The sequence below is a fragment of the Kitasatospora sp. NPDC091207 genome, from assembly GCF_044768625.1.
Classification (GTDB): domain Bacteria; phylum Actinomycetota; class Actinomycetes; order Streptomycetales; family Streptomycetaceae; genus Kitasatospora.
In genome coordinates this window covers 105,120-131,076 of record NZ_JBIVVS010000019.1, presented here as the reverse complement: position 1 = coordinate 131,076, position 25,957 = coordinate 105,120, and the positions used below count along the sequence as shown (strand labels likewise).

The window sequence follows — 25,957 nt, the reverse complement described above, 5'->3', positions numbered from 1 at the left end:
CCACCCCGTCCGCCGGCCCGCGTAGGCTGGGCCCCGTGATCGGACGCCCCACCCTGAACCAACGCCGCCGCGACACCACTCGACTGGAGATCGCCCGTACCGCCGCCGCGCTCTTCGCCGAGCGCGGCGCCGAGGCGACCACGGCCGAGGAGATCGCGCTCGCCTCCGGCATCTCGGTGCGCACCTTCTACCGCTACTTCTCCGTGAAGGAGGACGCTGTCGCCCCGCTGCTGGCGGCCGGCGGCCGGCGCTGGGTGCTGCTCTTCGCGGAGAGTTCGGCCGACCTGCCGGTGCGCGAGGCGCTGGAGCGATCGGCGGTCGAGTCGCTGACGCCGACCGACACCCCGGCTGTCGAGGCCATGCACTGGACCCGTGACCTCCTGCGCGATCCCCGCCTCGACTCGGTCTGGCAGCGGGTGCACGCCGACTCGGAGGAGCGGCTGCGCGCGGTGCTCACCGCCCGCTGCCCCCGGGGCACCGACGAGCTGGAGATCCGGCTCGCGGCGGCCGCCGCGACCACCGCGATCCGGGTGGCCCTGGAGGAGTGGGCCTTCTCCGACGCCCCCGCCACCGGACCGGGCTCGCCCCAGGAGTTGGGTGCCCGGTGCATGCGCGAACTCATCGCCGGACTGCGCCTCTGGAGCAGCGTCAGCTGACGCGGCCTCAGCCCCGGCTCCCGTGGCCCCACCCGCTGCCGTGCGCCCGCCGGGCCTTCGTCGTCCGTCGGCCCGCCCGCCTGCGGCCCCGCCGTCGGACCGGTCCGCCGTCCCCGCTGGTCGGCGGGTCCGGGCGGCCCCGCTGGAGCGCTAGGGTTGTTGATCGCGCCTCGGCGGTGGCTTCCGCGGTGGACGGGGGAACCGGGGCGGCCGTCCCGGGTGTCCCTACAGCGGGGGCGAGGGAGTTCGAGGCGTGGGAGCAAGCAGGACATGGGTCTGACGAGCCACAAGGTGTTGGCGCTGACCGTATTGATCGCCGTCGTGCTGACGGCCGGCACGGTCTGGCTCTGGCCGAGACTGGCGAAGAGGTCCTGGCGGGCGGTGCTCGGCCGGATCGGCGCGCTGCTCGCCACCCAGCTCGCGGTGCTCGCGGCGCTGGGTCTGGTGGCCAACAACTACTTCGCCTTCTACGGCAGCTGGGACGACCTGCTCGGCACCGGTGACAACGGCCCGGTCGTCATCCAGAACAAGGCGGACGCCTCCGGTCGCCTGCAGGTGGAGACCATCGGGCACGCCTCCGTCAAGGGCGGCGGGGCGCTCGGCCGCGACCCCAGGCAGTCCGGCGAGATCCGCGAGGTCCGCATCGACGGCGCCTCCACCAGGCTCTCCACCGAGGGGTACGTCTATCTGCCGCCGCAGTACTTCCAGCCGGAGTACGCGCAGAAGCAGTTCCCGGCGGTGATCGTGAGCACCGGCTTCCCGGGCATCGCGAAGAACCTGGTGACCCGGCTGAACTACCCGGGCGCGGCGCTCAAGCTGCTCCAGGAGGGTCGGATGCAGCCGACCGTGATGGTGCTGATGCGCCCCTCGCCCGCGCTCCCGCAGGACACCGAGTGCGAGGACATCCCGGGCGGCGCGCAGTCGGAGACGTACTTCACCAAGGACGTCCCGGCCGCGATCCAGGCGACGTACCGGGTCTCCGCCGACCCGCAGGCCTGGGGCTTCATGGGGAACTCGACCGGCGGCTACTGCGCCCTCAAGCTCGCCATGCGCCACCCGGAGGTCTTCCCGACCGCCGTCTCGCTCTCCGGCTACTACCAGGCCGCCGACGACCCGACCACCGGGGACCTCTTCAAGGGCAGCCAGCAGCGCCGCAACGAGGCCGACCTGATGTGGCGGCTGAAGAACCTGCCGCACCCCGGGGTGTCCGTGCTGCTGGCCGGTACCAGGGAGGGCGACGGCGACTACCGGCGGGACACCGAGGCCTTCGTGGCCGCCGCGCACGGCCCGATGAAGGTCTCCTACAGCATGATGAAGACCGGTGGGCACAACTTCGAGACGTGGAGCAGGCTGCTGCCGTCCTCGCTGGAGTGGCTCTCCCAGCACCTCAAGGTGCCGGACCAGTCGGTCTGACCGCGCGGCCGCTCGGGCGGCTTCGCGGTCAGCCGCCTCGGCGCCTCGGCGGCCCGGCGGCCCGGCGGCCCGGTGGCTCAGGCCACCGGCTCCAGGGTTCCGGTGTGCAGCTCGCCGACCCGGCCGCCCTCGCCCTCGTACGTCCAGAACGCGCGCACCGTGAGCCTGCCGAGGTCCATCACATGGCTGACGGTGATGCCGCTCTGCTCGGTCCAGCTGACGAAGTACAGCTCCGGCCCGATCTCGGCGATGTGCAGCGCCACGTCCTCCCACTGGCCCGCCGACTCGCCGAGACCCTCCCAACGCAGCCGCTTGCCGTCGGGCGAGTAGGCGTTGCGGAAGGCCGCGCCGTTGTCGACCTGGAAGAGGTAGGTGCGGCCGGCGAAGGCGGGCAGGGGCGCGGTCATGGCGGGACGGGTCCTCGTCTCTCGTCTGTGCGGTACGGCTGGACCCCCAACCTATCCGACCGGCCGACCTTCGCGGCGGACTTGCGGACACCCCGCCACGGGGCCTGACGCCACGGGGCCTGACGCCACGGGGCCGGCCGCCACGCGGTCCGGCCGCCGGGTGTGACACCGGCACCCGGGCGACCCCCGTCCTGCTCGTCCACGGTGCCAACGACAACGCCGACCGCGCCTGGGCCGCCCCCGGCGAAGGGGGCGGTTGCGGTGCCGCCGGGGCGTCGGCCTGCCCGTCGACCGGTCTCGCCCAGCAGCTGGCCGCCGACGGTCACCGGGTGTTCGCGATCAACTTCGCCCACAAGCAGGGCGACAACCTCCTCCAGACGCAGGCCGTGGGCGACGCCGTCGCCCTGATCCGCGCCAGGCTCGGGGTGCCGCAGGTGGACGTGGTCGCCTGGAGCAAGGGCGAGGTCGCCGCCCGTGCCTACGTCTCCTCGGTGCGGCCCGCCTGGGGCCGGGCGTACGCGGGTGATGTCCGCCGGCTGGTGACCCTCGGCGGGCCGAACGGCGGTCTGGACTACGTCTACGCGCACGGCTGGGCGTTCTCGCCGGCGGTCTGGCCGGCCTGCGGCGGTACCGCCAACGCGCCCTCCCCGCACCTGTCCATGACCTGCTACGGCACGTACACCGCGCAGCCGTGCCTCGGCGTGCTGCCCAGCGGCGGCTACGACTGCTACCCGGGCCAGCGCCAGCTGCTGGCCCGGTGGGACGGCAGCTACGGGGTGGACGCCGGGGCCCAGGACTGGTGGACGACGTACTACGGCGGCCAGGGGTACTACACCGCGGGACAGGGCATCCGGGCGGCGATCGACGCCGGGTCGCTGATCGGACCGCTCCAGCGGGCCGGCATCCCGGCGGCGGTCCGCACCTACCTGCTCGCGGGCGGTGCGGCGGACATCCCGGGCGTCCTCAACGAGAACCGCGGGCCCAGTGACGGCATCGTCTTCACCCGGAGCGCGCTGGACACCACCGGCATCGGCACGGTCGGCGGCAGCAGGCTGCTCGGGGGGCTCAACCACCTGGAGCTGGCCTGGGCACCCGAGGCGATGAGCCAGGTCGACGCCTGGCTCGACTGACCGGCCCGCCCGGGTACCGCCGGGCCGGGTGACCGGCCGGTCACCCGGCCCGGCGGTACCACGGCAGCCGCCGGCGCGGCCAACTGATCAACTCCACCGCCGACTTGATCAACTCGGCAGCGCTCCACTGTGAGCTGCGCGACAACATCCCCTCCGGAGTTGTCGCCTTCCGGACGGCCTGCCTAGCCTGCACGGGTCCGCCTTCGCGGACCCCGCCGTCGGGACGCCGAGTCCTGTCCACCCGCCGGTCGGCAGTCGAGCACCACAGCGGACGGGAGCGGGGGACCCAGGTCAGTGCCCGGCCCGTGCGCTCCCGCGCACCGGCCGAGGCTAGGGGTGAAGCCGCTCCACAGGCGGCCGGGCGACCTCAGCCCGAACCCGACAGCTCACCTCGCAGGCGTCACAGAGGACACCGCCATGCAGAAGCCTGCCCGGCGCGCGACGCCGCGTCATGCCCGCCCCACCCACCGAGGCCGCCAGGCCGCCATCGCCGCCACCGGCGCGCTCGCCATCAGCGGCGCCGGCCTGCTCGGCGTACCGGCCCTCACCGGCGCCCAGGCGGCCACCGCGCCGACCGTCACCCAGGACAAGCTCGCCCCGGCCGCCATGGTCGCGGGCAAGGCCGCCACGGCCTCGCTGACCGTCCACTCCTCGGCCTGCTTCACCGCCAGGACCGTCGGCGTGGGCGTGCGCGACGCGGCCGGGACCAACCTCGACTTCCCCGGCAACGTCGCCAACGCGCAGATCTGCCCGAGCGGTCTGTCGATCACCACCGGCTCGCGCACCCTGCCCGCCGGGACGTACACCCAGTTCGGCTTCTGGCAGGACTCCGCCGGAGCCTGGCACAACCTGCCCTCCCAGAAGCTGGTGGTCTCCGCCGCCAACGCCACCCCGAGCCCCACCCCCACTCCCAGCACCACGCCGACGACCACTCCCAGCACCACGCCGACGACCACGCCCACCGGCACGCCCGCCGGCACGCCCGCCACCGCTGCGCCGGTCGCAGGCAAGAAGCTGACCTGGTCCGACGAGTTCAACAGCCTCGCCCTGGGCTCGCGCTGGACCGCCGACAAGAGCAGCTCGTACCACTACGGCGACCACAACCCCAACGACAACAAGCTCGACTGGCTGAACAAGAACAACGTCGCCGTCTCCGGCGGCGCCGCCACCTTCACCGCCAGGCCGAGCAGCCACACGCTGGAGAACGGCAAGCAGGCCTGGGACACCGGGCTGCTCACCACCGAGTACTCCGGCGAGGGCTTCAAGGTGAAGACCGGCGACTACGTGGAGACCCGGGTCAAGCTCCCGGCCGGCACCGGCGCCTGGCCGGCGCTGTGGACGTGGAACGGCACCAGCGGCAACCACGGCGAGATCGACACGTTCGAGTACCACTCGGACAACGCCAACCTGCTGGAGCTGACCAACCACGTCAACGCGGACCACAAGTACGTCACCGACGCGAAGGCGATCGCCCACGACCAGTGGGTCACCGTCGGTACCCAGTACGGTGCCAACTCGGTCGACTGGTACATCAACGGTGCGAAGGTCTTCGCGGACGGCAAGGGCGTCGGTGCCGACTGGTCGGCGTACCTGATCCTCAACCTGTCCCTGAGTGCGGGCCAGTACCACCCCGCGCCGACGGGCACGGTTCCGATCACCTTCGCCGCGGACTACGTCCGGGTCTACCGCTAGTCCCGTCCGTCCGGAGTCCCCGTCCGTCCGGAGTCCCCGTCCGTCCGAGGCCCCGTCCGTCCGAGGGTCCGCCGTCCGAGACCGCCCGGACGGGACTCCGGACGGAGCGACCCGGGCCGTACCGTGCTGGGCCAGGCCGGCCCAGCACGGTACGGCCCGGGTCGGCCCGGCTCAGCCCCGGGTGGTCTCCACGACGTGGATCGTGAAGGGCTGCCGGTTGTTCGACTCGTTGCGGTCGTCGTCGCTGCGCACCGCGACGTAGCCGCCCTCCAGATCGCCGACGGGGACGGTGGTGGCCAGCCGGACCGGGATCAGTGCCGTGGCGCTCCGGAACTTCGGCAGCCCGGCCGGGAAGGTGCAGCGCACCCGGTGGCCGTTCTGGAACTCGTAGCAGTTCTCCGGGAAGAACGGCCCCTCGGCCGTCACCCCCTCCGGCAGGGTGACCACCACGGTGAACGGCGAGGCCGTCCGGTCCGGGCCGAGGTTGCCGACGAAGGCGTGCACCGTGGTGGTGCCGCCGGGCGCGGCGGCGTCCGGGTCGATCCGGACCACCTGGAGGTCGGAGTCGGACCGGACCGGCGCCGCGGCGGGCTCCACGGCCGGCGCCGGAGCCGTGGCCCCGGCACCCGGTGCCGGGTCCGGCTCGGCCACCGGACAGGTGGCCCACGCGGGCCCGGCGGCCAGCGCCGTCACCGCGCACCCCACCGTCAGTGCCTTGCCGAGGAAACTGCGAACGGACCTTCTGCGCGACATCGTCGCTCACCCTGCCCTCTGCGTTCCGGCGCCCCGCACCGTCGCGGGCCGCGTCCGCACCAGCGTGACCGACCCGCTCGCCGCCGCCGGGGCGCCCCGCCCTCCGGCCGCTCGAACGGGGGAACCCCCGTTCGGGAAGCCGGGTGGTCCGACGGCCCGTACGGACGAACTCCGGTGACGATGCGTCAGGGGCGACGCGTCAGGGGGCGAGGACCTGCCCCAGCCGGGCCGCGATCTGGTGCATCACGGGGACGAGCGAGGCCGCGCCCGCCTGCTCCTCCAGCGCCCGGATCCGGGCCTCCGGGCCGGAGACCGAGAGCGCCGTCGGGGTCGGCGCGCCCGGTACCGCGAGGGCGATGCAGCGCACCCCGATCTCCTGCTCCTGGTCGTCCACCACGTAGCCGCGCTCGCGCGCCTCCGCCAACTGGGCCAGCAGCTCCTGCGGGTCGGTCACGGTGTACGAGGTGTGCGCCGGCAGCGGGTTGGGGCCGAGCACGGCCCGCGCCTCCTCCTCGGGCAGCTGGGCCAGCAGGGCCTTGCCGACGCCCGTGCAGTGCGGCTGCACCCGGCGGCCGACCTCGGTGAACATCCGCATCGAGCGCCGCGACTGCACCTGTCCGACGTACACCACCTCGCCGCCCTCCAGGACGGCCAGGTTGGCCGTCTCGCCGGTGGCCTCCATCAGTTCGGCCAGGTAGGGGCGGGCCCAGCTGCCGAGCAGTCGCCCGGCGGTCTCGCCGAGCCGGATCAGCCGGGGGCCCAGGGTGTAGCGGCGCGCGGTGTCCTGGCGGACATAGCCCTGCTGCACGAGGGTACGAACCAGGCGGTGGATGGTGGGCATCGGCAGTCCGGAGGAGGTGGAGAGCTCGCTGAGCGTCGCCACGCCGCCGGCGTCGGCCAGCGCCTCCAGGAGCAGGAAGGCGCGCTCGACGGACTGCACACCGCCGCTCGCGCGGTCCGTGCCCGTCGTCGATGCTGTGTCGGGGGTCGCGACCACCGGCGTTCCCTTCGCTGTCGGGAGAGGAGTAGAGTCCCTGCGATCACCTCAACAAACCGTTGAAATTCTGTATCGCGGAAACTAGTCTCCACCTTACAGAATCGAACCCCCCCGACAGGTCGGGTTCAGATCGGTTCAGATCAAGGAAGTTCCCACCGGAACTGCCTTCGCCATGCTCAACCGTCTTAGGAGTGTCCTGCTCATGGCTACAGATCAGGGACCCGCCGGCGTCTCCCCCGCCGCTCCGGTCGTCACTGTCGCCGGTCCGCGAGTCCACCGGGCCGAGGAGGTGCTCACTCCGGAGGCGGTCGCCTTCGTCGTCGGCCTCCATCGCGCGTTCGAGGACCGCCGGCAGGAGCTCCTGGTGCGCCGCAGGACCCGGCGGGCCGAGATCGCCCGGACCGGCACCCTGGACTTCCTCCCCGAAACGGCCGCCGTGCGGGCGGGCGACTGGACGGTGGCCGAGGCCCCGCGCGCCCTCCAGGACCGCCGGGTCGAGATCACCGGCCCCACCGACCGCAAGATGGTCATCAACGCGCTCAACTCCGGCGCCCGGGTCTGGCTCGCGGACTTCGAGGACGCCACCTCGCCGACCTGGGAGAACGTGGTCAGCGGTCAGATCAACCTGATCGACGCCTTCGAGGGCCGGATCGACTTCACCTCCTCGGCCGGCAAGGCCTACGCCCTCAAGCCCGCCGCCGAGCTGGCCACCGTCGTGGTCCGCCCGCGCGGCTGGCACCTGGACGAGAACCACCTGCTGGTCGACGGCCGGCCGGTCGCCGGGGCCTTCCTCGACTTCGGCCTCTACTTCTTCCACAACGCGGCGCGGCTGCTCGCGCGCGGCGCGGAGGACCCGAACTCCGGCCCCTACTTCTACCTCCCGAAGACCGAGAGCCACCTGGAGGCCCGGCTCTGGAACGACGTCTTCACCCACGCCCAGGCCGCGCTCGGCATCCCGCACGGCACCGTCCGCGCCACCGTGCTGATCGAGACCATCACCGCCGCGTTCGAGATGGAGGAGATCCTCTACGAGCTGCGGGACCACGCGGCCGGGCTCAACGCGGGCCGCTGGGACTACCTGTTCTCGATCGTCAAGAACTTCCGCGACGCCGGCGAGCACTACATCCTGCCGGACCGCAACAGCGTCACCATGGCGTCCCCGTTCATGGCCGCCTACACCCGACTGCTGGTGCGGACCTGCCACCGGCGCGGCGCGCACGCCATCGGCGGCATGGCCGCCTTCATCCCCAGCCGCCGCGACCCCGAGGTCAACGCGGCGGCCCTGGAGAAGGTCAAGGCCGACAAGGACCGCGAGGCCGGCAACGGCTTCGACGGTTCCTGGGTCGCCCACCCGGACCTCGTTCCGGTCGCCCGCGCCTCCTTCGACGCCGTCCTCGGTGAGCACCCGCACCAGAAGGGGAACCCCGGCCCGGCCGAGCCCGTCACCGCCGAGCAGTTGCTCGACATCGCCGGCGCCGGCGGCCACTGCACCCACGCCGGCCTGCACAACGCCGTCCAGGTCGGCGTCCGCTACATCGAGGCGTGGCTGCGCGGCCTCGGCGCCGTCGCCATCTTCAACATGATGGAGGACGCCGCCACCGCCGAGATCTCCCGCTCGCAGATCTGGCAGTGGATCCACAACGGCGTGGTGCTCTCCGACACCGGGGAGAAGGCCACCGTCGAGCTGGTGCGCCGCCTGGTGGCCGAGGAGCTCGCCGCGCTCCGGGCCGAGTTGGGTGACGACACCTACGCCGGTGGGCGCTGGCGCGAGGCCGCCAAGCTCTTCGAACAGGTCGCCCTGGCCGAGGAGTTCGCGGACTTCCTGACCCTCCCCGCGCTGCCCCTGCTGGGCTGATCCCAATCTATCCGCGCGCGCAGCCGCTGCCGCCTGCCGGCTTGTAGCAGTCGCCGCGCCCCTTTGCTCCGTTCCGTACGGCGACGAATCCACCTGTCCTCCCCGTCGCCGTACGGAACGGCCTTGTCCGGAGGAACCCCCGTGGCACGCATCTTCTTCAACGGCCAGGCGATGGTCGGCGGCCCCTTCCACGCCTCGGTCGCCGACGCGCTGGTCGGCCCGGTCCGCACCGCGCCGGGCTACCGCTTCTTCTCCATCGGCGACGTCTGCCCGGGCCTGCTGGCCGACCCGGGCGTCGACACCGCCATCGAGGGCGAGCTGTACGACATCACCCTCGAACACCTTCGCGACGTGATCCTGCCCGGTGAGCCGCGCGAGCTCGAACTCGGCGTCATCACCCTGGCCGACGGCACGCCCTGCCTCTCCATGCTGCTCGCCCGCGGCGAGGTCGACCGCGGTGTCCACCGCGAGATCACCGGGTACGGCGGCTGGCGCGCCTACCTCGCCACCCTCGGCCGCACGGCCTGAGGCCGCCCGGGGTCGGCGAACGGCCGGCGGACGCCGTCGCCCGTCATCACCCGCCCCCGTCCCCGCCCGTGGCCAGCGCGTCGCCGAGCCGGCTGCGCCGGTACAGCACGCGGTGGCCGTGCCGGGTGCGGTCCAGCAGGCCCGCCGAGGCGAGCGCGCCCAGGTGGCGGCTGACCGCGCCCGGGGTGACCCCGATCCGCTGGGCCAGCTCCGTCGTGCTCGCCGGGACGGTCAGCATCGCCAGCAGTCGGGCCCGCGGCGCTCCGATCAGCCCCTCCAGCGCTCCGCCCGCCCGCTCCGGCCGATGCGGGCCCAGCCCCTCTGCCATCGTCGCCTTGCCCCGCGCCGGATAGCAGACCAGCGGCGGCCCCGCCTGGGTGACGTCGGTCTGCGCGCCGAGCCCGAACAGCGTCGGGATCAGCACCAGCCCCCGCCCGGCGACGTCCACCGTGGTGCCCACCGCCTTCACGGCCGGGTGCGGGTCGACCAGGCGCAGCACCCCGGCGTGCCAGGTCAGCCTGGAGTCGAGGTCGGCGAAGAGCCCCTCCGCCCCGCGCTCCGAGAGCATCCGGCCCCGGTGGGCGATGTCCGCCTCCAGCACCGACCGGGCCCGCGGCCACCAGGCGGGGGAGAGGCAGCGCGTCCAGTACGCGTCCAGCGCCTCGGCCACCCGGGCGGTCAGCGCCGCCGGGTCGTCGATCAGCGCGGCCAGTACCGGCGGCAGCGGGCTCGCCGTCCCGCCGCCCCGGTACGCCTCCAGCACGTCGGCCCGCACCACCTCCGCCGGGGTGGCCGCCAGCCGCGCCAGCTCGGCCGCGAAGTCCGGGCGCGGACCGGCGGGCCGCGGCGTGAGGAAGTCCGGCACGAAGCCGACCGGCGCGATCAGCGACTCCAACAGCCCGGTGTCCAGCGTCTCGTAGCGCTCCTGCCAGCCGGCGATCCACGGCTGCTGTTCCGGGTAGCGGCCCGGCGAGCGGCGGGCGCGCAGGCTCAACACCGTCTCCTGCAGGGCGGAGTAGCCGAACCAGGTGGCGGCGAGGTCGTCGACGCCCAAGTGGAACTCGAACATTGACCGTAACGGTAAAGGAGTTCCGCCGCTTCGGGAAGCCCGCTGTCCTACTGCCATGACTTCCACCGCGGTGCCCCCCTCGGGCGTTCGTCGGCTGCTGCCGGCCGACCCACTGCTGCGCAGGCTCGCCCTGATGAGCCTGGTGAACACCGTCGGCAACGGCCTGTTCGTGACGGTCAGCGTGCTGTTCCTGACCCGTTCCGTCGGCCTGACGCCCGGCGGGGTGGCGCTCGGGCTGAGCCTGGCCGGCGTCTGCGGGGTGTTCGCCGGGGTGCCGATGGGCCGGCTCGCCGACCGGGTGGGCGCCCGGCGGCTGCTGGCGGTGGTCGGCCCGCTGGAGGCGGTCGCCGTCGTCGGCTACGCGTTCGTGCACTCGTTCGCCGCCTTCGTGGCGCTGGCCTGCGTGGCGACGGTGCTGGAACGCGGCGCGGCGGCGGTGCGCAGCGCGCTGATCGCCCGGATGCTGCCGGCCGAGAGCCAGGTGCGTTCGCGGGCGTTGCTGCGCTCGGTGATGAACGCGGGGTTGGTGATCGGGTCCAGTGGTGCGGCGCTGGCGCTGCAGTCCGACAGCTACGCCGGGTACGTGGCGGTGATGGTCCTGGACGCCCTGAGCTTCCTGGGCGCGACGGCGCTGCTGGCCGGCCTGCCGGCCGCAGGGATGACGGCCCGTCAGAAGGGGGGTCCGGCGGGCTCCGTCCGGCGGCGCACGGCGCTGCGTGACCGCCGCTACCTGGTGATCACCGCACTGCACGCGGTGCTGGAGCTCCAGTTCGCGGTGCTCACGGTGGGGATCCCGCTGTGGATCGTGCTCGCGACGGACGCTCCGGCGGCGGCCGTCGCCGCCGTCAACGTGGTCAACTGCCTGCTGGTGGTGGTGTTCCAGGTCCGTGCCAGCCGCGGTGTGGCCGACGTCCCGTCCGCGGCCCGGGCCTGTGCCCGGGGCGCTCTGCTGCTGGCAGTGGGCTGTCTGCTCTACGCGGCGGCCGCGCACGGGTCGGCCGCCCTGGCGGCGGGGGCGATCCTGGCGGGGGCGCTGGTGCACAGCCTCGGCGAGCTGCTCACCTCCGCCGGCGGCTGGACGCTGAGCCTGGACCTGGCCGATCCGCGGGCCCACGGCGAGTACCAGGGGGTGTTCATGAGCGGCCAGGCGGCGGCCCACGTGATCGGCCCGTTGGTGGTCGGCCTGACCGTGGTCGATCACGGTCAGGCCGGCTGGGCGGTCCTGGCGGGCCTCTTCGTGCTCGCGGGCGCCGCGCTCCCGGCCGCGACCCGGGGCGCGGAGGCGCCGGCCGTCGCCCACTGATCGTGCGGCCCGCGCCCCACGGGGGTGGGAGCGGGCCGCCGCGGTACGCCACAGCCCCGGACCCTCGCCGTGGGTCCGGGGCTGCGGTCCGCTCGCCGCCCCGTTGGAGGCGGCTCGCGGAGTCCGGGTGACGCACCGTCCCTGGGCGGCCCGGAGTTCAGGGGTTACACGGGGCGGGCGGCGAGCTCCTTGGCGGCGCGGGCGCAGGCCTGCGCGATCCGGTCCTCGTTCACCGTGGTCAGCTGACCCTTCTCGACGACGGCGTTGCCGTTGACGAAGAGGGCGGCCAGCGGCGGCAGGGCGCCGAGGGTGAGCGCGGCGACCGGGTCGGCGATCGAGGAGTGCATGATGCCGTCGATCTTCCACAGGGCGAGGTCGGCCAGCTTGCCGGCCTCGATCGAGCCGATCTCGTGGTGCCGGCCGAGCACCCGGGCGCCGCCCATCGTGCCCAGGCGCAGCGCCTGGCGGCCGGTGAGCGCGGTCGGGGAGCCGTGCAGGCGGTTGATCAGCAGCGCGTTGCGCAGCTCGGTGCCCAGCTCGCCGGACTCGTTGGAGGCGGTGCCGTCCACGCCGAGGCCGACCGGGACGCCGGCCTTCAGCATGTCGGGGACGCGGGCGATGCCGGCGGCCAGGCGGGCGTTGGAGGACGGGCAGTGCGCGACACCGGTGCCGGTCTCGGCGAACTTGGCGATGTCGGAGTCGTTCATGTGGACGCAGTGCGCCATCCAGACGTCCTCGCCCAGCCAGCCCACCGACTCGAAGTAGTCGGTCGGACCCATGCCGAACAGCTCCTTGCAGAACGCCTCCTCCTCGGCGGTCTCGGAGCCGTGGGTGTGCAGCCGGACGCCCTTGCGGCGGGCCAGCAGGGCGGCCTCGCGCATCAGTTCGGTGGAGACCGAGAAGGGTGAGCAGGGCGCGATGGCGATCTGCAGCATCGAGTCGAAGGAGGAGTCGTGGTACCGGTCCACGGCCGCCTCGGAGGCGATCAGGATCTCCTCGGTGTTCTCGACCGCGTGGTCCGGCGGCAGGCCGCCGTCCTTCTTGCTGCGGTCCATCGAGCCGCGCAGCGCGGTGAAGCGCATGCCGAGCTCCTGGACGGCCTCGATCTCGGCGCCGAGGATGTCGCCGCCGTCCTTCGGGAAGACGTAGTGGTGGTCCGAGGCGGTGCTGCAGCCGGACTTGAGCAGCGCGGCGGCCGAGCCCTGGGCGGCGGCGTGCACGAGCTTGTCGTCGATCCGGGCCCAGGTCGGGTAGAGGGCGACCAGCCAGTCGAAGAGGATGTTGTCCTGGGCGAGCCCGCGGGTGATCCACTGGTAGAAGTGGTGGTGGGTGTTGACCAGGCCGGGGGTGACGAGGTGGCCCTCGCCGTTGATCCGGCGTACCACGTTGTCCAGCCACTGCGGGGCGGGGCCGTCGCCGACCGACTCGATCTTGTTGCCGAGGACGACCACGTGGCCGCGGGCGTACTCGGTGTCGTTGGCGTCGACCGTCGCGATCGCGACGTTCTCGATCACGATCCGCTGGTCGGCGGGCGGGGGCTGGACTGCCATGGTCTTACTCCTATGGGGGAGGGTTGAAGGGGGGCGCGCGATGAGCGGCACGCGCCCCCCGTCAACCGGTCAGGACGGTGTCGCCGTCGGCACCGTCGTCGCGGGTTTCCCGTCGGCCGGCGACCGGCGGGCGACTCCGACGTGGTGGAAGAGCAGGTTGAGCAGGACGGCCATCACGCTGCCGGCCGAGATCCCGGAGTGCAGCAGGGTGCGGACGGCCTCCGGGAACGCGTCGTAGAAGGTCGGTACCGCGATCGGGACGATCCCGACCCCGAGCGCGACCGACACCAGGATGGTGTTCGAGCTGGACTCCATGCCGGCCTCCGCGAGGGTGCGGATGCCGCTCGCCGCGACCGTGCCGAACAGCACGATCCCGGCACCGCCCAGGACGGGCTGCGGGATCAGGGAGACGACCGATCCGAGCACCGGGAAGAGCCCGAGCAGGATCAGGATGCCTCCGCCGGCCGCGACCACGAAGCGGCTGCGGATCTTGGTCAGCGCCACCAGCCCGATGTTCTGGGCGAAGGCACTGGCGGCGAAGCCGTTGAAGACCGGGCTCAGCGCGGTGGCCAGCCCGTCCGCCCGCAGGCCCGCGGCGAGCGTGGGTTCGTCGGCCTCGCGGTCGACGATCTTGCCGAGCGCCAGCATGTCGGCGGTGGACTCGGTCATCGAGACCACCATGACGATGCAGAGCGAGACGATCGCGGCCGCGTCGAAGACGGGGGCGCCGAAGTGGAACGGGGACGGGAGCGCGAAGACCTTCGCGTCCTGCACCGCGCCGAAGTCGGCCAGGCCGAGCGGGAAGGCGAGCAGGGTGCCGATCGCCAGTCCGACGAGCAGGGAGAGCTGCTGCCAGAAACCGCGCAGCAGCCGGTTGCAGAGCACCACCGCGAGGAGGGTGATCGCGGCGAGGCCGATGGCCCGCATGGAGCCGAATCCGGGGGTGCCCGGCGAGCCGCCGCGCGCCCAGTTCACCGCCACCGGCAGCAGGGACACCCCGATGAGGGTGATCACGGTGCCCTGGACGACCGGCGGGAAGAACCTGATCAGCTTGCAGAAGTACGGCGCCGCGAGGAAGCACAGGAGCCCCGCGACGATCACCGCTCCGAAGATCACCGGGAGGGCGTCCTTCGGTCCGTGCTCCTTGGCTATGGCGATCATGGGCGCGACACCCGCGAACGAGACGCCGTTCACGAACGGCAGCCGCGCGCCGATCTTCCAGAAGCCGAGGGTCTGCAGGAGGGTGGCCAGTCCGGCGGTGAACAGGCTGGCCGAGATGAGCAGGGCGAGCTCGGTGGGGGAGAGCCCCACACCGGCACCGACGATGAGCGGGGGAGCGACGACTCCCGCGTACATCGCGGCGACGTGCTGCAGTCCGGTGGAGATCAGTTTCACCGGCGGCAGCAGCTCGTCCACGGGGTGGACTCCTGGCCCGGAAGGCGTGTCGGGGAGGTTGGTTGACACGCCTTCCGGACCGGGAGGTCCGTCCGGGGTGGAACCGCCGTCTGTGGTGCGGGTGGAACGGAGTGCCATGTCGAGCCCCTCTTGTGCCCTGGCTCTCGGCGCGCCCGCGACGCTGGAGATCCCCGAGGGCGGGACAGCGGTGCAAGGATCCCTCGGGACGCTTCTCCAGCACCCCGGGCCGGCCGCCGTGAGGCGGGCACGATCTCCGGTGGGTGGGGGTGGAGAAACTACTGGTGCAGGAGTTACGGGTACTGCGAACCGTCCGGCGCCGGCCGGCTGTGGGAGGCCGGAGGGTGCCGCGGTGCCGGGCGGCGTTCACGGGGTGGGGCGGGTCAGGCGACCGGGATCACCGGGGCGACGCCCTCGCGGTGCACGGTGCCCTCGATCAGGCCGTACATGCGGTCGGCGGCGTAGTAGACCTCGTTGTCGTTCTTGAGGCCGAACGGCTCCAGGTCGACCAGGAAGTGGTGCTTGTTGGGGAGCTCCAGGCGGACCTCGTCCACCTCGGCGCGGTTGTTCAGGACCCGGGTGCCCATCGAGTGCAGGGTCTGCTGCAGCGAGTAGGAGTAGGTCTCGGCGAACGCCTCCAGGAGGTGCCGCTTCACATGGGTGTAGGAGCGGTTCCAGTTCGGCTGGGGCTCGTTGTCCCGGCCGTCGAAGCCGTACTTCCAGCGCGCCGTCACCTGGGTGGCGAGGATGCGGTCGTAGGCCTCCTGCAGGGTGGTGTACTTGTCCTTGATGTAGCCCCAGAACTCCGAGTTGGTGGAGTTCATCACCACGAGGTCCTTGAGGCCCGAGATGACCTGGACGCGCTCGCCGTCGTAGACGATCTCACTGGTCCGGGTCTCCTGGCCCTGGCGGATGAACGAGTGGCCGACCTCCTCGGACCCGATGAAGCGGGCCGAGTTGTCCGGCGTCTTGATCCGGTCCCAGGTGTACTCCTCGATCCGGATCCGGGCGCGGTGGATCGGCTCGTTGTTGTCCACGAAGTGGCGTGCCAGCTGGATGCCGAACTGCTCCGCCGACTCGATCCCGTACTCCTTCGCGAAGGCGAAGACGGTGTTCTTGGTGGTGTCGGTGGGCAGGCAGTTGGCGTTCGAGCCGGTGAGGTGGACGTCGTCGAGGTCGCCGGAGAGGGCGACCGAGACGTTCAGGTCCTTGATCTCGTGACGGGTGCTGTCACGGTAGACGCGGACGATGCGGTTCTCCGCCTTGCCGTACTGGTTCTGACCGAGCACGTGGGCCATGACAGGCTCCCAATCAATCAAGCGGTCTAGCTTCCGCGGTAGACCGAGTATCCGAACGGGTTCAGCAGCAGCGGCACGTGGTAGTGCTGCTGCGCGGGTGCGACCGTGAAGACGATCGCGACCTCGGGGAAGAACGGCCGCTCCTGGGACGAGCGCGCGTAGTACGCGGTGGTGTCGAAGAGCAGCCGGACGACCGAGCCCGCCTCCGCGGCCGGCAGGTCCTTGGCCCGGCCGTCGGAGTCCGTGGCGGAGGTGCCGAGCACCTTCCAGCCACCCTCGGTGTGCAGTGCGAGCTCGACCGGGACACCCTCGGCCGGGCGGCCGAGGCTGGTGTCGAGCACGTGGGTGGAGATGCCAGTCATGGGTGAAGTGACCTTACTGATGGCAGGTGTGACGATACGTCGGGACGATCTGACGATATGTCAGGTCTCGTCGAGCAGGCGGTTGATCCGAATGTCGTTGATCTTGCGCAGCTCGCCCCGGACGATCTCCGCCTCGGCGGCGGTGTCGTTGGGGTAGCGCTCCCGCAGGGCGGCGAGCATCGTGTCCGCGGTGCGGCCGGTGGCGCAGATCAGGAACACATGGCCGAACTTCGCCTCGTAGGCGGCGTTGGCCTCGCGCAGTTCGTCGAGGAGTGCGGTGTCCACTCCCCGGATGCCGGCCTGTTCGCGCTCGGAGGTGGCGTCGCCCGTCCTGGGCGTGCCGATCCGGGCGTGGCCGGCCATCGCGTCGTGCAGGTCGGCGACCGTCAGTGCGGCCATGGCCGACGCGTTGGCGTCGAGCAGGGCCGCGCGGTCGGACCAGGGCCGGGCCGACGCCACGGCGCCGGCCCAGGTGGGGCTGGAGCAGACCTCCAGCAGGATCTCTCGCAGCCCGGCGGCGTCGGCCGCCGCCAGGGCGTCAAGGGCGTGGGGGTGGTTGGTCACGGGTGGACCTCCTGAAGAGTGGTGCCACCCGCACAAGCTAGATCCACCCAACCGGGCCGTCAACACTTTGTTGAACGGTTGGTGGTTACGTTTTGAACCGCCGCCGGTTGCCGGGGGGTTTCGTGTGCGATGAGACAAGTGTGCCCCGCCGGGGGCTGGTGAAGACTGGCCCGGCCGGCGGGGTTCACCCGGTCGGCCGCTTCGGCCGGACCGGGGTGTCGCACGCTCAGCCGGACTTCGTCCCGTCCTGGCGGTTGAGGTAGTTGTACACGGTGAAGCGGCTCACGCCGAGCGCCGAGGCGACCGTCTCCACCCCGTGGCGGACGGTGAAGGCGCCCCGCTCCTCCAGCAGGGCGACGACGCGCTGCTTCTCCCAGCGGTCCAGCTCGGCCAGCGGGCGGCCGTCGAACTGGCGGGCCATCTCGGCCAGCAGCCGGTCCAGCGCACTGCTCAGGTGCGGCAGCCGGACGGCCAGCGCCGGGGTGCCCTCCCACTCCAGGAGGACGTCCTCGGCCTTCGCCTCCGCCAGCGGCACGGGCGTCGCGCCGACGGCGTCCAGCAGGGGCTTTATCGCCGCGGCGAGCGGGTGGTCCACGTGCTCGGTCACGGTGCGCCGCCCTCCCCGCCGAGCACGCTGACCTGGACCGAGATCCGGGTCGCGCCGGCGTCCAAGGTCTCCCGGAGCAGCTTGGTCACGGCGGCCAGGACCTGGTCGGCCTCGCCTTCCGCGCCGGTCCCGAAGGGGCCGACCGCGACGGCCAGGCCGGCCTCGTCGACCACCTTCCGGGCCGCCACGGCGTGCTCCGGGAACGTGTCCAGTTCGAACGGTTCTGTCGTGAACTCCACCATCAATCGCACGTGCTCACTCTAGCGAGCGGGGGTGCGGCCGGTCATCGGCCGGTCGGTATCCGGTCGCCGTCCGCCTGCCGTTCGGCCGGTGGCCGGTCGATCGAACAGGGGGCGCTCCGGGCGGGGGGTCGGTTTCGTCCTCTTCAACAAATTGTTGCGACGGTCTTGACACTCACTCGGCGCGCCGGACATGCTTCCACCAAGCAGAATCGCTCTTCCGGATCGTGGAAGTTGCGGAAAGACGGAAGAGAGATGAGAGGTGATTGACGTGACTGCCGCCGCCGCGCACAGCTTCACCGTCAACCTGTCGATCCTGTTCAGTGAGCTCCCGCTCCTGGAGCGCCCGGCCGCCGCAGCGGCGGCCGGCTTCACCGCCGCCGAGCTGTGGTGGCCGTTCGGCGAGGAGCACGCCCCGTCGGAGGCCGAGCAGGACGCGCTCCGCAAGGCCCTCACCGACGCCGGTGTGCGGCTCACCGGTCTCAACTTCCTGGACGACCTGAGCAAGGGCGCCCGCGGTACCGTCTCGGTCCCGGCCGAGAAGGAGCGCTTCCGCGCCAACGTCCCGGTCGCCGCCGGGCTGGCCGCCGCGCTCGGCACCACGGCGCTCAACGCGCTGTACGGCAACCGGATCGAGGGGGTGGACCCGGCCGAGCAGGACGCGCTCGCGCTGGAGAACCTCGTCGTCGCCGCGAAGGCCGCCCACGAGATCGGCGCGGTCCTGCTGGTCGAGGCGCTGAACAAGCCGGAGTCCCCGGACTACCCGCTGGTCTCCGCGGCCGCCGCGGTCGAGGTCGTCGACAAGGTCAACGCCGCGACCGGCCTGGGCAACGCCAAGTTCCTCTGCGACCTCTACCACCTGGCCAGGAACGGCGAGGACCTGGCGGCCGTCATCGACACCTACGCCGACCGCTTCGGCCACGTGCAGATCGCCGACAACCCGGGCCGCAACGAGCCCGGCACCGGCGAGCTGGACTTCGAGGACCTCTTCGCCCGCCTGACCGCCGCCGGCTACACCGGCCGGATCGGCCTGGAGTACCGCCCGGCCGGCGGCGTCAGCGCCGACAGCTTCGGGTGGCTCCCGCGCGAGCACCGCGCCGCCTAGGCCACCGGGCAGTCACCGCACCCCACCCCTCCACGCACAAAGGAACGACGCGATGAGCCGCAAGATCGCCTTCATCGGCCTCGGCATCATGGGCAGCCCGATGGCTGCCAACCTCGTCAAGGCCGGCCACCACGTCACCGGTTACAACCTCACCCAGCCGCAGATCGACGCCCTGGTGGCGGCCGGCGGCCACGGTGCGAACAGCATCGCGGACGCGGTGAAGGACGCCGAGGTCGTCATCACCATGGTCCCGGCCGACCCGCACGTCGAGCAGGCCATCCTGGGCGAGGGCGGTGTGCTGGAGAACGTCGGGGCCGGCACGCTCGTCATCGACATGTCGAGCATCACCCCGCAGACCTCGATCAAGGTGGAGGCCGCCGCCAAGGAGAAGGGCGTCCGTACCCTGGACGCCCCGGTCTCCGGTGGCGAGGCCGGTGCCGTCGAGGCGGTGCTGTCGATCATGGTCGGCGGCGCGGCCGAGGACTTCGCCGAGGCCAAGCCGCTGTTCGACGCGCTGGGCACCACGGTCGTCCACGTCGGCCCGGCCGGCGCCGGTCAGACCGTCAAGGCGGCCAACCAGCTGATCGTCGCGGTCAACATCCAGGTGCTCGCCGAGGCCGTGGTGTTCCTGGAGAACGCCGGTGTCGACCTCGCCGCCGCGCTGGACGTGCTCGGCGGCGGCCTGGCCGGCTCCACCGTGCTGAACCGCAAGAAGGCGAACATGCTGAACCGCGAGTTCGCGCCGGGCTTCCGGATCGACCTGCACCACAAGGACATGGGCATCGTCACCGACGCCGCCCGCGCCGTGGGTGCCGCGCTGCCGGTCGGCGCCGTGGTCGCCCAGCTGGTCGCCTCCGCCCGTGCCAACGGTGACGGTTCGCTGGACCACTCGGCGCTGCTGCGCGGCGTCGAGCGGCTCTCCGGCCGCGAGATCGCCTGACCCCCGCGGCGGTGACGGTACCCCCGCGGTACCACTGACTCCTCCTGGTGGCGTGTACCTATCCGGTCGTGCCCGCGCCACCAGGAGGCCAGGCCCGATCGGCAGGCGGGCTGGGGCTCATCCGCCCCCTGCCGATCGACCAAACCGGCGGCGCGCACTCCCTGTCGGGGGCACTTCGGTCGTGCCAGTGCGCCGCCCGGCCCCCTCCCTCGCCGAGGGGAGCCTCTCGTACGTCGGAAGCGGGACGAGGGGAACGGCGGGGAGGGGGTCGCTCCCCGGTCCTCCGGGGACCGCGGCGGCCCTCCGCGGACCGGACCGGCCCTTCGGGGACCGGACCGACTCCCCGGGGCCGCCGCCCCGGCCCTCCGGGGCACATGCTTGACGAACCAGCGCCAGAACCGTCCGGAAGTGAGGCCCGCACCATGCCCGCCACCCCCACCCAGGGCCATGTGGTCGTAGCTCCCGACAAGTTCAAGGGCACCCTGGAGGGCGCCGAGGTCGCCGCCCGGATCGCCGCCGGCATCCGCCGCGCCGCGCCCGGTGTCGAGGTCCGCGAACTCCCCGTCGCCGACGGCGGCGAGGGCACCCTGGCCGCCGCGCTGGCGGCCGGCTTCACCCGGATCCCGGCCAAGGTGGCCGGCCCCACCGGTCTGCCGGTGGACGCCGCGCTCGCCGTCCGGGGCGACACCGCCGTGGTCGAGCTGGCGCAGTCCTCCGGGCTGGCCAGGCTCCCCGGCGGCCGGACCGCCCCGCTCGCGGCCGGCTCCTACGGGGTCGGTCAGCTGATCGGCCGGGCGGTGGGCCTGGGGGCCAGGCGGATCGTGCTCGGCCTCGGCGGCAGCGCCTGCACCGACGGCGGCGCGGGCATGGTCCAGGCGCTCGGCGTCGGCCTGCGGGACGCCGACGGCGCCGAGCTGCCGCCCGGCGGCGCCGCGCTGCGCAAGCTGGCCCGGATCGACCTCGGACCGCTGGCCGACGTGCTCACCGGTGTCGAGGTCGTGGTGGCCTGCGACGTGGACAACCCGCTGCTCGGCCCGCGCGGCGCGACCGCCGTCTACGGGCCGCAGAAGGGCGCCGACGCCGACGACCTGGTGGTCCTGGAGGAGGGGCTGACCCGCTTCGCCGAGGTCGTCGGCGAGGTCGTCGGCCGGGACGTCCGGGAGGCCCCCGGCGCCGGGGCCGCGGGCGGGGTGGGCTTCGCCGCCCTCGCCCTGCTCGGCGCCACCATGCGACCCGGCATCGAGCTGATGCTCGAACTGCTGGGTTTCGACGAGGCCGTGCGTGGGGCACGCCTCGTCGTCACCGGCGAGGGCTGCCTGGACGCTCAGACGCTCCATGGCAAGGCACCCGCCGGCGTTGCCGCGGCGGCCACCCGGGCGGGGGTTCGGGTGGCCGCGGTGGCCGGACGGCTGGAGCTGTCGGAGCGCGAGTGGCGGGCGGCCGGCTTCACCACCGCGTACGCGCTCACCGATCTGGCCGAGCAGCCGGGGGACAGCATGACCCGGGCGGCGGAGCTGGCCGAGGTCGCGGGGGAGCGGCTCGCGACCGCGCTGCTGAGCGACTGATCCGACGGTCCGGCTCTCGTATCTTCCTACATTGACGTTTTGTTGAAGGCGGCCCTAGGCTCCGGGCATTCCTTCGGCACACCCTCACTCGTACCCAGGTTTTCGGAGGTCCCCATGCCCCCCAGCGAGGCGTCCGTCAGCACGACGGCGGTGATCCGCTCCCGCCGGGTCGTCCTGCCGGACGGCGAGCGTCCCGCTGACGTGCTGATCCGCGACGGCGTGATCGAGCGGATCGCCGAGCACGGCGCGCTGCCGGCCGGCGACCGGCAGCTGACCGACCTCGGCGACACCGCCCTGCTCCCCGGTCTGGTCGACACCCACGTGCACGTCAACGAGCCCGGCCGGACCGAGTGGGAGGGCTTCGCCACCGCCACCCGGGCCGCCGCCGCCGGCGGTGTCACCACGATCATCGACATGCCGCTCAACTCCATCCCGCCCACCACCACGGTGGACGGCCTGGAGGCCAAGCGGAAGATCGCGGAGGGGCAGGCCTGGGTCGACCTCGGCTTCTGGGGCGGGGCCGTTCCCGGCAACGTCCCGGACCTCGAACCGCTGCACCGCGCGGGCGTGTTCGGCTTCAAGAGCTTCCTGGCCCCGTCCGGGGTGGACGAGTTCCCGCACGTCGAGCAGGCCGACCTGGAGGCCGCGCTGGCCGAGCAGGCCCGGATCGGCGCCCTGGCGATCATCCACGCCGAGGACCCGGCCGTGCTCGCCGCCGCTCCCCAGCGACCCGGCGTCCACTACCGCGACTTCCTCGCCTCCCGGCCCGCCGGCGCCGAGACCGCGGCCGTGGCCCGGCTGCTCGACACCGCCCGGCGCACCGGCGCCCGGGTGCACATCCTGCACGTCTCCTCCGCCGCGGTGCTGCCGCTGCTGCGCCAGGCCCGCGCGGACGGCGTCCGGGTGACCGCCGAGACCTGCCCGCACTACCTCACCCTGGCGGCCGAGGAGGTGCCGGACGGCGACACCGCGTTCAAGTGCTGTCCGCCGATCCGCGACGAGGGCAACCGCGAGGCGCTCTGGGCCGCCCTGGCCGCCGGGGAGTTCATCGCGGTCGTCTCCGACCACTCGCCGTCCACCCCGGACCTCAAGCTGCTGCCCGAGTTCGGCGGCAGCGGCGACTTCGCGGCCGCCTGGGGCGGCATCGCCTCCCTCCAGCTCGGCCTGCCGGCGATCTGGACCGAGGCCCGCCGCCGCGGCCACGGCCTGTCCGACGTGGTCCGTTGGATGGCGAGCGGCCCGGCCGCCCTGGTCGGTCTCACCGGCACCAAGGGCGCCATCGCCGTCGGCCACGACGCCGACCTGGTCGCCTTCGACCCGGACGGCGCGTTCGCGGTGCGCGCCGCAGAGCTGCACCACCGCAATCCCGTCACCCCCTACGCGGGCCGCACGCTGACCGGCGCCGTCCGCACCACCTGGCTGCGCGGCCGGGTGGTCGACACCGCCGCCGAGCCCTTCGGCCGCCGGATCACCCGTCACCAGGAGACCCAGTGAGCACCGTCAACACCCCGAGCGCTCCGTTCACCGAGCTGGTCGACCTGGCCTCCCGGCTGCTCGGCGCCGGCGTCGTCGCCACCAACGAGGACACCTTCGCCGACGCGGAGAACCTGCTGGTCGCCAAGCCCGCCGAGTTCCGGGCGCACACCTTCGGCCACAAGGGCCAGATCATGGACGGCTGGGAGTCCAGGCGCCGTCGCGGCGTCGGCGCCGAGCAGCCGCACCCCACCGACGAGGACCACGACTGGGCGATCGTCCGGCTCGGTGTGGCCGGCGTGATCCGGGGCCTGATCGTCGACACCGCCCACTTCACCGGCAACTACCCGGAGAGCGCCTCGGTCGAGGCCGCGGCCGTCCCCGGGCACCCGTCGCCGGCGGAGCTCGCGGACGCCGAGTGGGTCGAACTGCTGCCGCGCACCCCGCTCCGGGGCAACACCGCGCACGAGTTCGAGATCCGCGACGAGACCCGCTTCACCCACGTGCGCCTCAACATCTTCCCGGACGGCGGGGTCGCCCGGCTGCGGGTGCACGGCGAGGTGCTGCCCGACCCGCGCGAGCTGGACGGCCTCACCTTCGACCTGGCCGCCCAGGAGTTCGGCGGCGTGGCCGAGGCGGCGTCCGACCGCTACTTCTCCTCCCCGCACAACCTGAACGCTCCCGGTCGCGCCTCCGTCATGGGCGAGGGCTGGGAGACCCGGCGTCGGCGCGACAAGGCCAACGACTGGGTGCAGATCGCCCTGGCCGGGGGCGGCGAGGTCCTGGCCGCCGAGGTGGATACCACCCACTTCGTCGCCAACGCCCCCGGCTGGGCCGACCTGACCGGCTACGACGCCTCGGCCGGCGGGCCGGCACCGATACGACACGCCGCCACCGACCCCGACGGCTGGTTCGAGATCCTGCCCCGCACCCGCCTCCAGCCCGACACCCGGCACCGCTTCCGGCTCGACGTCGGCCGCCCGGTGACCCATGTGCGGATCAACGTCCACCCGGACGGCGGCCTCGCCCGCCTGCGCCTCACCGGTCGCCTGACCGAGGCCGGCCGCGCGGCCCTCGCGCTGCGCTGGTTCGACGCCGTCCCGGCCGCCGAGGCCGTCGCCGCGCTCACCGAGGCCGGTCTCACCGGCGCGGAGGCCGCCGAACTGGCCGCCGCCCGCCCGCTGGCGGACCGGGCCGCGGCCACCGCCGCCGTCGCCGCGCTGCGGCCGGGCGACGGCCCGGACGGCGAGCACTCCTCCCGCCGCCGCTCGGCCGTCTGGCGCCTGCTCGGCGTCTGAACCGTCGTCAACCTCCTCTCCACGCACGTCTTTGTCGACCCTGAAGGACCCTCCATGTCCAAGATCCTGACCACGGAGTCGGGCGCGCCCGTCGCCGACAACCAGAACTCGGCCTCGGCCGGCGAGTACGGCCCGCTGCTCATCCAGGACCAGCAGCTCCTGGAGAAGCTGGCCCGGTTCAACCGCGAGCGCATCCCGGAGCGCGTCGTGCACGCCCGGGGCTCCGGCGCCTACGGCTACTTCGAGGTCACCGACGAGGTCTCCCGGTACACCCGGGCCGACTTCCTCTCCGAGGTGGGCAAGCGCACCGAGCTGTTCCTGCGCTTCTCCACCGTGGCGGGCAACCTGGGCTCCAGCGACGCGGTGCGCGACCCGCGCGGCTTCGCGCTGAAGTTCTACACCGAGGAGGGCAACTACGACCTCGTCGGCAACAACACCCCGGTGTTCTTCATCAAGGACCCGATCAAGTTCCCGGACTTCATCCACTCGCAGAAGCGCGACCCGTTCACGGGCGTCCAGGAGGCCGACAACGTCTGGGACTTCTGGGCCCACTCGCCGGCCTCGACCCACCAGATCACCTGGCTCTTCGGCGACCGCGGCATCCCGGCCTCCTACCGCCACATGAACGGCTACGGCTCGCACACCTACCAGTGGGTCAACGCGCGGGGCGAAGCCTTCTGGGTGAAGTACCACTTCAAGACCAACCAGGGCATCCGCTCGCTGGACGGCGGCCAGTCCGCCGAGGTGCTCGGCGCCGACGCCGACAGCCACCAGCGCGACCTGCACCAGGCCATCGAGCGCGGCGTGTTCCCGAGCTGGACGCTCTACGTCCAGCTGATGCCGGTCGCCGAGGCGGCGGACTACCGCTTCAACCCCTTCGACCTGACCAAGGTGTGGCCGCACGCCGACTACCCGCTGGTCAAGGTCGGCCGCCTGGTGCTGAACAAGAACCCGGAGAACGTCTTCGCCGACGTCGAGCAGTCCGCGTTCTCGCCGAACAACTTCGTGCCCGGCATCGGTCCGTCCCCGGACAAGATGCTCCAGGGCCGCCTGTTCGCCTACGCGGACGCCCAGCGCTACCGCCTCGGCGTCAACCACACCCTGCTCGCCGTCAACGCCCCCAAGGCGACCGAGGCGAACAACTACGGCCGGGACGGCTACTCGGCCGTCAACGCGTCGGGCCGCGGCAAGAACTACGAGCCCAACTCGTACGACGGCCCGGCCCAGACGGACAGCGCGCTCGCCGCGCCGGTCCGCCTGGACGGCCACACCGGCACCTACACCACGCCGGCCCACACCAAGGACGACGACTTCTTCCAGGCCGGCGAGCTCTACCGGCTGATGTCGGCCGGCGAGAAGACCCGCCTGATCGACAACATCGCGGGCTTCCTGGCGCAGGTGACGCGCGACGACATCGTCGAGAAGAACCTCGCCCACTTCCACGCGGCCGACGAGGAGTACGGCGCCCGCCTGGAGGCCGCCGTCGCCAAGCTCCGCGCCGGCGAAGAGGCCTGACCCGCCGACCCCTTGCGAACCACCCTCACCGGCCGCCGGGGCCCGCACCCCGGCGGCCGCACACCGGGCCTCTCCCCCCAGGGCAGTGGGGGAGGGGCCGTTGTGCTGCCCGGGCCGACCACCCGACCCCGGTGCCGGTCAAGTTCTTTACCGTACCTGCACGAATATCCGCTGAGCGGCAACGGTCGGGGCCCCGGGGTGGTTAGGCTGGAGAACACCCGCGGG

23 protein-coding genes, 1 pseudogene and 1 riboswitch are annotated in these 25,957 nt (G+C 72.8%); of the genes and pseudogenes, 13 read left to right on the top strand and 11 right to left on the bottom strand.

The annotated features are described in order from the left end of the window. Positions 1–35: 35 nt before the first annotated feature. Together ACIQTO_RS27485 and ACIQTO_RS27480 are read left to right on the top strand one after the other, a co-directional pair. Positions 36–656 (top strand): TetR family transcriptional regulator, encoded by a 621-nt coding sequence (locus ACIQTO_RS27485; protein ID WP_402393211.1) that lies wholly within the window; start codon positions 36–38, stop codon positions 654–656. Between the two features lie 270 nt (positions 657–926). Then, positions 927–2,069, top strand: coding sequence for an alpha/beta hydrolase (locus ACIQTO_RS27480; RefSeq protein WP_402393208.1), 1,143 nt, complete (start codon positions 927–929; stop codon positions 2,067–2,069). 77 nt (positions 2,070–2,146) lie between these two features. Here the strand turns inward: ACIQTO_RS27480 and ACIQTO_RS27475 are convergent, their stop codons facing one another. Continuing rightward, positions 2,147–2,476 (bottom strand): MoaF-related domain-containing protein, encoded by a 330-nt coding sequence (locus ACIQTO_RS27475; RefSeq protein WP_329490584.1) that lies wholly within the window; start codon positions 2,474–2,476, stop codon positions 2,147–2,149. 329 nt (positions 2,477–2,805) lie between these two features. Between ACIQTO_RS27475 and ACIQTO_RS27470 the strand changes: the two genes are divergently transcribed. Together ACIQTO_RS27470 and ACIQTO_RS27465 are read left to right on the top strand one after the other, a co-directional pair. Further along, complete coding sequence (locus ACIQTO_RS27470) at positions 2,806–3,606, top strand: esterase/lipase family protein (RefSeq protein ID WP_402393206.1); 801 nt, start codon at positions 2,806–2,808, stop codon at positions 3,604–3,606. 250 nt (positions 3,607–3,856) lie between these two features. Then, positions 3,857–4,021, top strand: a riboswitch (cyclic di-AMP (ydaO/yuaA leader). 2 nt (positions 4,022–4,023) lie between these two features. Then, positions 4,024–5,298, top strand: coding sequence for a family 16 glycosylhydrolase (locus ACIQTO_RS27465; protein WP_402393203.1), 1,275 nt, complete (start codon positions 4,024–4,026; stop codon positions 5,296–5,298). Between the two features lie 171 nt (positions 5,299–5,469). Here the strand turns inward: ACIQTO_RS27465 and ACIQTO_RS27460 are convergent, their stop codons facing one another. Beyond that, positions 5,470–6,051: a hypothetical protein gene (locus ACIQTO_RS27460; protein ID WP_402393201.1), complete on the bottom strand. Its 582-nt coding sequence runs from the start codon at positions 6,049–6,051 to the stop codon at positions 5,470–5,472. A gap of 199 nt (positions 6,052–6,250) precedes the next feature. Next, positions 6,251–7,048 carry an IclR family transcriptional regulator gene (locus ACIQTO_RS27455; protein ID WP_380571290.1) on the bottom strand — a complete coding sequence of 266 codons (798 nt, stop codon included), beginning with the start codon at positions 7,046–7,048 and terminating at the stop codon, positions 6,251–6,253. 202 nt (positions 7,049–7,250) lie between these two features. Between ACIQTO_RS27455 and aceB the strand changes: the two genes are divergently transcribed. Both aceB and ACIQTO_RS27445 read left to right on the top strand, forming a co-directional pair. Next, positions 7,251–8,903: a malate synthase A gene (gene aceB / locus ACIQTO_RS27450; RefSeq protein WP_402393198.1), complete on the top strand. Its 1,653-nt coding sequence runs from the start codon at positions 7,251–7,253 to the stop codon at positions 8,901–8,903. 141 nt (positions 8,904–9,044) lie between these two features. Next, complete coding sequence (locus ACIQTO_RS27445; RefSeq protein ID WP_402393196.1) at positions 9,045–9,431, top strand: gamma-glutamylcyclotransferase; 387 nt, start codon at positions 9,045–9,047, stop codon at positions 9,429–9,431. A 46-nt stretch (positions 9,432–9,477) separates the two neighbouring features. Here the strand turns inward: ACIQTO_RS27445 and ACIQTO_RS27440 are convergent, their stop codons facing one another. Beyond that, positions 9,478–10,500 carry a helix-turn-helix domain-containing protein gene (locus ACIQTO_RS27440; protein WP_402393194.1) on the bottom strand — a complete coding sequence of 341 codons (1,023 nt, stop codon included), beginning with the start codon at positions 10,498–10,500 and terminating at the stop codon, positions 9,478–9,480. Positions 10,501–10,555: 55 nt separating this feature from the next. Between ACIQTO_RS27440 and ACIQTO_RS27435 the strand changes: the two genes are divergently transcribed. Next, complete coding sequence (locus tag ACIQTO_RS27435) at positions 10,556–11,803, top strand: MFS transporter (protein WP_402393192.1); 1,248 nt, start codon at positions 10,556–10,558, stop codon at positions 11,801–11,803. Between the two features lie 164 nt (positions 11,804–11,967). Here the strand turns inward: ACIQTO_RS27435 and ACIQTO_RS27430 are convergent, their stop codons facing one another. From ACIQTO_RS27430 to ACIQTO_RS27400, 7 genes are all read right to left on the bottom strand, one after another. Beyond that, positions 11,968–13,353: an 8-oxoguanine deaminase gene (locus ACIQTO_RS27430; RefSeq protein WP_402393189.1), complete on the bottom strand. Its 1,386-nt coding sequence runs from the start codon at positions 13,351–13,353 to the stop codon at positions 11,968–11,970. 69 nt (positions 13,354–13,422) lie between these two features. After that, positions 13,423–14,886, bottom strand: a complete 1,464-nt coding sequence (locus ACIQTO_RS27425) for a nucleobase:cation symporter-2 family protein (protein ID WP_402393186.1) — start codon at positions 14,884–14,886, stop codon at positions 13,423–13,425. Positions 14,887–15,149: 263 nt separating this feature from the next. Beyond that, positions 15,150–16,064 (bottom strand): factor-independent urate hydroxylase, encoded by a 915-nt coding sequence (pucL, locus tag ACIQTO_RS27420; protein WP_402393183.1) that lies wholly within the window; start codon positions 16,062–16,064, stop codon positions 15,150–15,152. 26 nt (positions 16,065–16,090) lie between these two features. Beyond that, positions 16,091–16,426 (bottom strand): hydroxyisourate hydrolase, encoded by a 336-nt coding sequence (gene uraH / locus ACIQTO_RS27415; RefSeq protein WP_402393180.1) that lies wholly within the window; start codon positions 16,424–16,426, stop codon positions 16,091–16,093. Positions 16,427–16,486: 60 nt separating this feature from the next. After that, a complete protein-coding gene (uraD, locus tag ACIQTO_RS27410) occupies positions 16,487–16,990 on the bottom strand; it encodes a 2-oxo-4-hydroxy-4-carboxy-5-ureidoimidazoline decarboxylase (protein ID WP_402393178.1) in 504 nt (167 codons plus the stop codon). Positions 16,991–17,216: 226 nt separating this feature from the next. After that, complete coding sequence (locus tag ACIQTO_RS27405) at positions 17,217–17,597, bottom strand: helix-turn-helix domain-containing protein (protein WP_380571280.1); 381 nt, start codon at positions 17,595–17,597, stop codon at positions 17,217–17,219. Beyond that, entirely contained in the window at positions 17,594–17,839 is a 246-nt protein-coding gene (locus tag ACIQTO_RS27400) for a thiamine-binding protein (protein WP_402393341.1), read from the bottom strand. Before ACIQTO_RS27400 ends, ACIQTO_RS27405 begins: the two co-directional genes overlap by 4 nt. A gap of 259 nt (positions 17,840–18,098) precedes the next feature. On the opposite strand from ACIQTO_RS27400, the gene ACIQTO_RS27395 reads away from it, so the two are divergent. The 6 genes and pseudogenes from ACIQTO_RS27395 to ACIQTO_RS27370 all read left to right on the top strand — a co-directional run bounded on the left by ACIQTO_RS27395 (position 18,099) and on the right by ACIQTO_RS27370 (position 25,732). After that, complete coding sequence (locus tag ACIQTO_RS27395; RefSeq protein ID WP_402393176.1) at positions 18,099–18,941, top strand: TIM barrel protein; 843 nt, start codon at positions 18,099–18,101, stop codon at positions 18,939–18,941. Positions 18,942–18,993: 52 nt separating this feature from the next. Further along, on the top strand, positions 18,994–19,881 hold the full coding sequence (locus ACIQTO_RS27390) for a 2-hydroxy-3-oxopropionate reductase (RefSeq protein ID WP_402393173.1): 888 nt from the start codon (positions 18,994–18,996) through the stop codon (positions 19,879–19,881). A gap of 422 nt (positions 19,882–20,303) precedes the next feature. Continuing rightward, the gene (locus tag ACIQTO_RS27385) at positions 20,304–21,446 is read left to right on the top strand and encodes a glycerate kinase (protein WP_402393170.1); all 1,143 of its coding nucleotides are present in this window, start codon (positions 20,304–20,306) and stop codon (positions 21,444–21,446) included. A 114-nt stretch (positions 21,447–21,560) separates the two neighbouring features. Next, entirely contained in the window at positions 21,561–22,940 is a 1,380-nt protein-coding gene (gene allB / locus ACIQTO_RS27380) for an allantoinase AllB (protein ID WP_402393167.1), read from the top strand. Further along, a pseudogene (gene alc / locus ACIQTO_RS27375) lies at positions 22,937–24,004 on the top strand (allantoicase); the annotation flags it as partial. The gene allB and the pseudogene alc, both read left to right, overlap by 4 nt. 267 nt (positions 24,005–24,271) lie before the next feature. Then, positions 24,272–25,732, top strand: coding sequence for a catalase (locus ACIQTO_RS27370; RefSeq protein WP_402393164.1), 1,461 nt, complete (start codon positions 24,272–24,274; stop codon positions 25,730–25,732). Positions 25,733–25,957 lie beyond the last annotated feature (225 nt).

Coding starts and splice junctions, on each gene's coding strand:
- ACIQTO_RS27480 (WP_402393208.1), top strand. CDS start 927: ATGGGTCTGACGAGCCACAAGGTGTTGGCGCTGACCGTATTGATCGCC.
- ACIQTO_RS27475 (WP_329490584.1), bottom strand. CDS start 2,476: ATGACCGCGCCCCTGCCCGCCTTCGCCGGCCGCACCTACCTCTTCCAG.
- ACIQTO_RS27465 (WP_402393203.1), top strand. CDS start 4,024: ATGCAGAAGCCTGCCCGGCGCGCGACGCCGCGTCATGCCCGCCCCACC.
- ACIQTO_RS27460 (WP_402393201.1), bottom strand. CDS start 6,051: ATGTCGCGCAGAAGGTCCGTTCGCAGTTTCCTCGGCAAGGCACTGACG.
- aceB (WP_402393198.1), top strand. CDS start 7,251: ATGGCTACAGATCAGGGACCCGCCGGCGTCTCCCCCGCCGCTCCGGTC.
- ACIQTO_RS27440 (WP_402393194.1), bottom strand. CDS start 10,500: ATGTTCGAGTTCCACTTGGGCGTCGACGACCTCGCCGCCACCTGGTTC.
- ACIQTO_RS27435 (WP_402393192.1), top strand. CDS start 10,556: ATGACTTCCACCGCGGTGCCCCCCTCGGGCGTTCGTCGGCTGCTGCCG.
- ACIQTO_RS27430 (WP_402393189.1), bottom strand. CDS start 13,353: ATGGCAGTCCAGCCCCCGCCCGCCGACCAGCGGATCGTGATCGAGAAC.
- ACIQTO_RS27425 (WP_402393186.1), bottom strand. CDS start 14,886: ATGGCACTCCGTTCCACCCGCACCACAGACGGCGGTTCCACCCCGGAC.
- pucL (WP_402393183.1), bottom strand. CDS start 16,064: ATGGCCCACGTGCTCGGTCAGAACCAGTACGGCAAGGCGGAGAACCGC.
- uraH (WP_402393180.1), bottom strand. CDS start 16,426: ATGACTGGCATCTCCACCCACGTGCTCGACACCAGCCTCGGCCGCCCG.
- ACIQTO_RS27400 (WP_402393341.1), bottom strand. CDS start 17,839: ATGGTGGAGTTCACGACAGAACCGTTCGAACTGGACACGTTCCCGGAG.
- ACIQTO_RS27390 (WP_402393173.1), top strand. CDS start 18,994: ATGAGCCGCAAGATCGCCTTCATCGGCCTCGGCATCATGGGCAGCCCG.
- ACIQTO_RS27385 (WP_402393170.1), top strand. CDS start 20,304: ATGCCCGCCACCCCCACCCAGGGCCATGTGGTCGTAGCTCCCGACAAG.
- allB (WP_402393167.1), top strand. CDS start 21,561: ATGCCCCCCAGCGAGGCGTCCGTCAGCACGACGGCGGTGATCCGCTCC.
- ACIQTO_RS27370 (WP_402393164.1), top strand. CDS start 24,272: ATGTCCAAGATCCTGACCACGGAGTCGGGCGCGCCCGTCGCCGACAAC.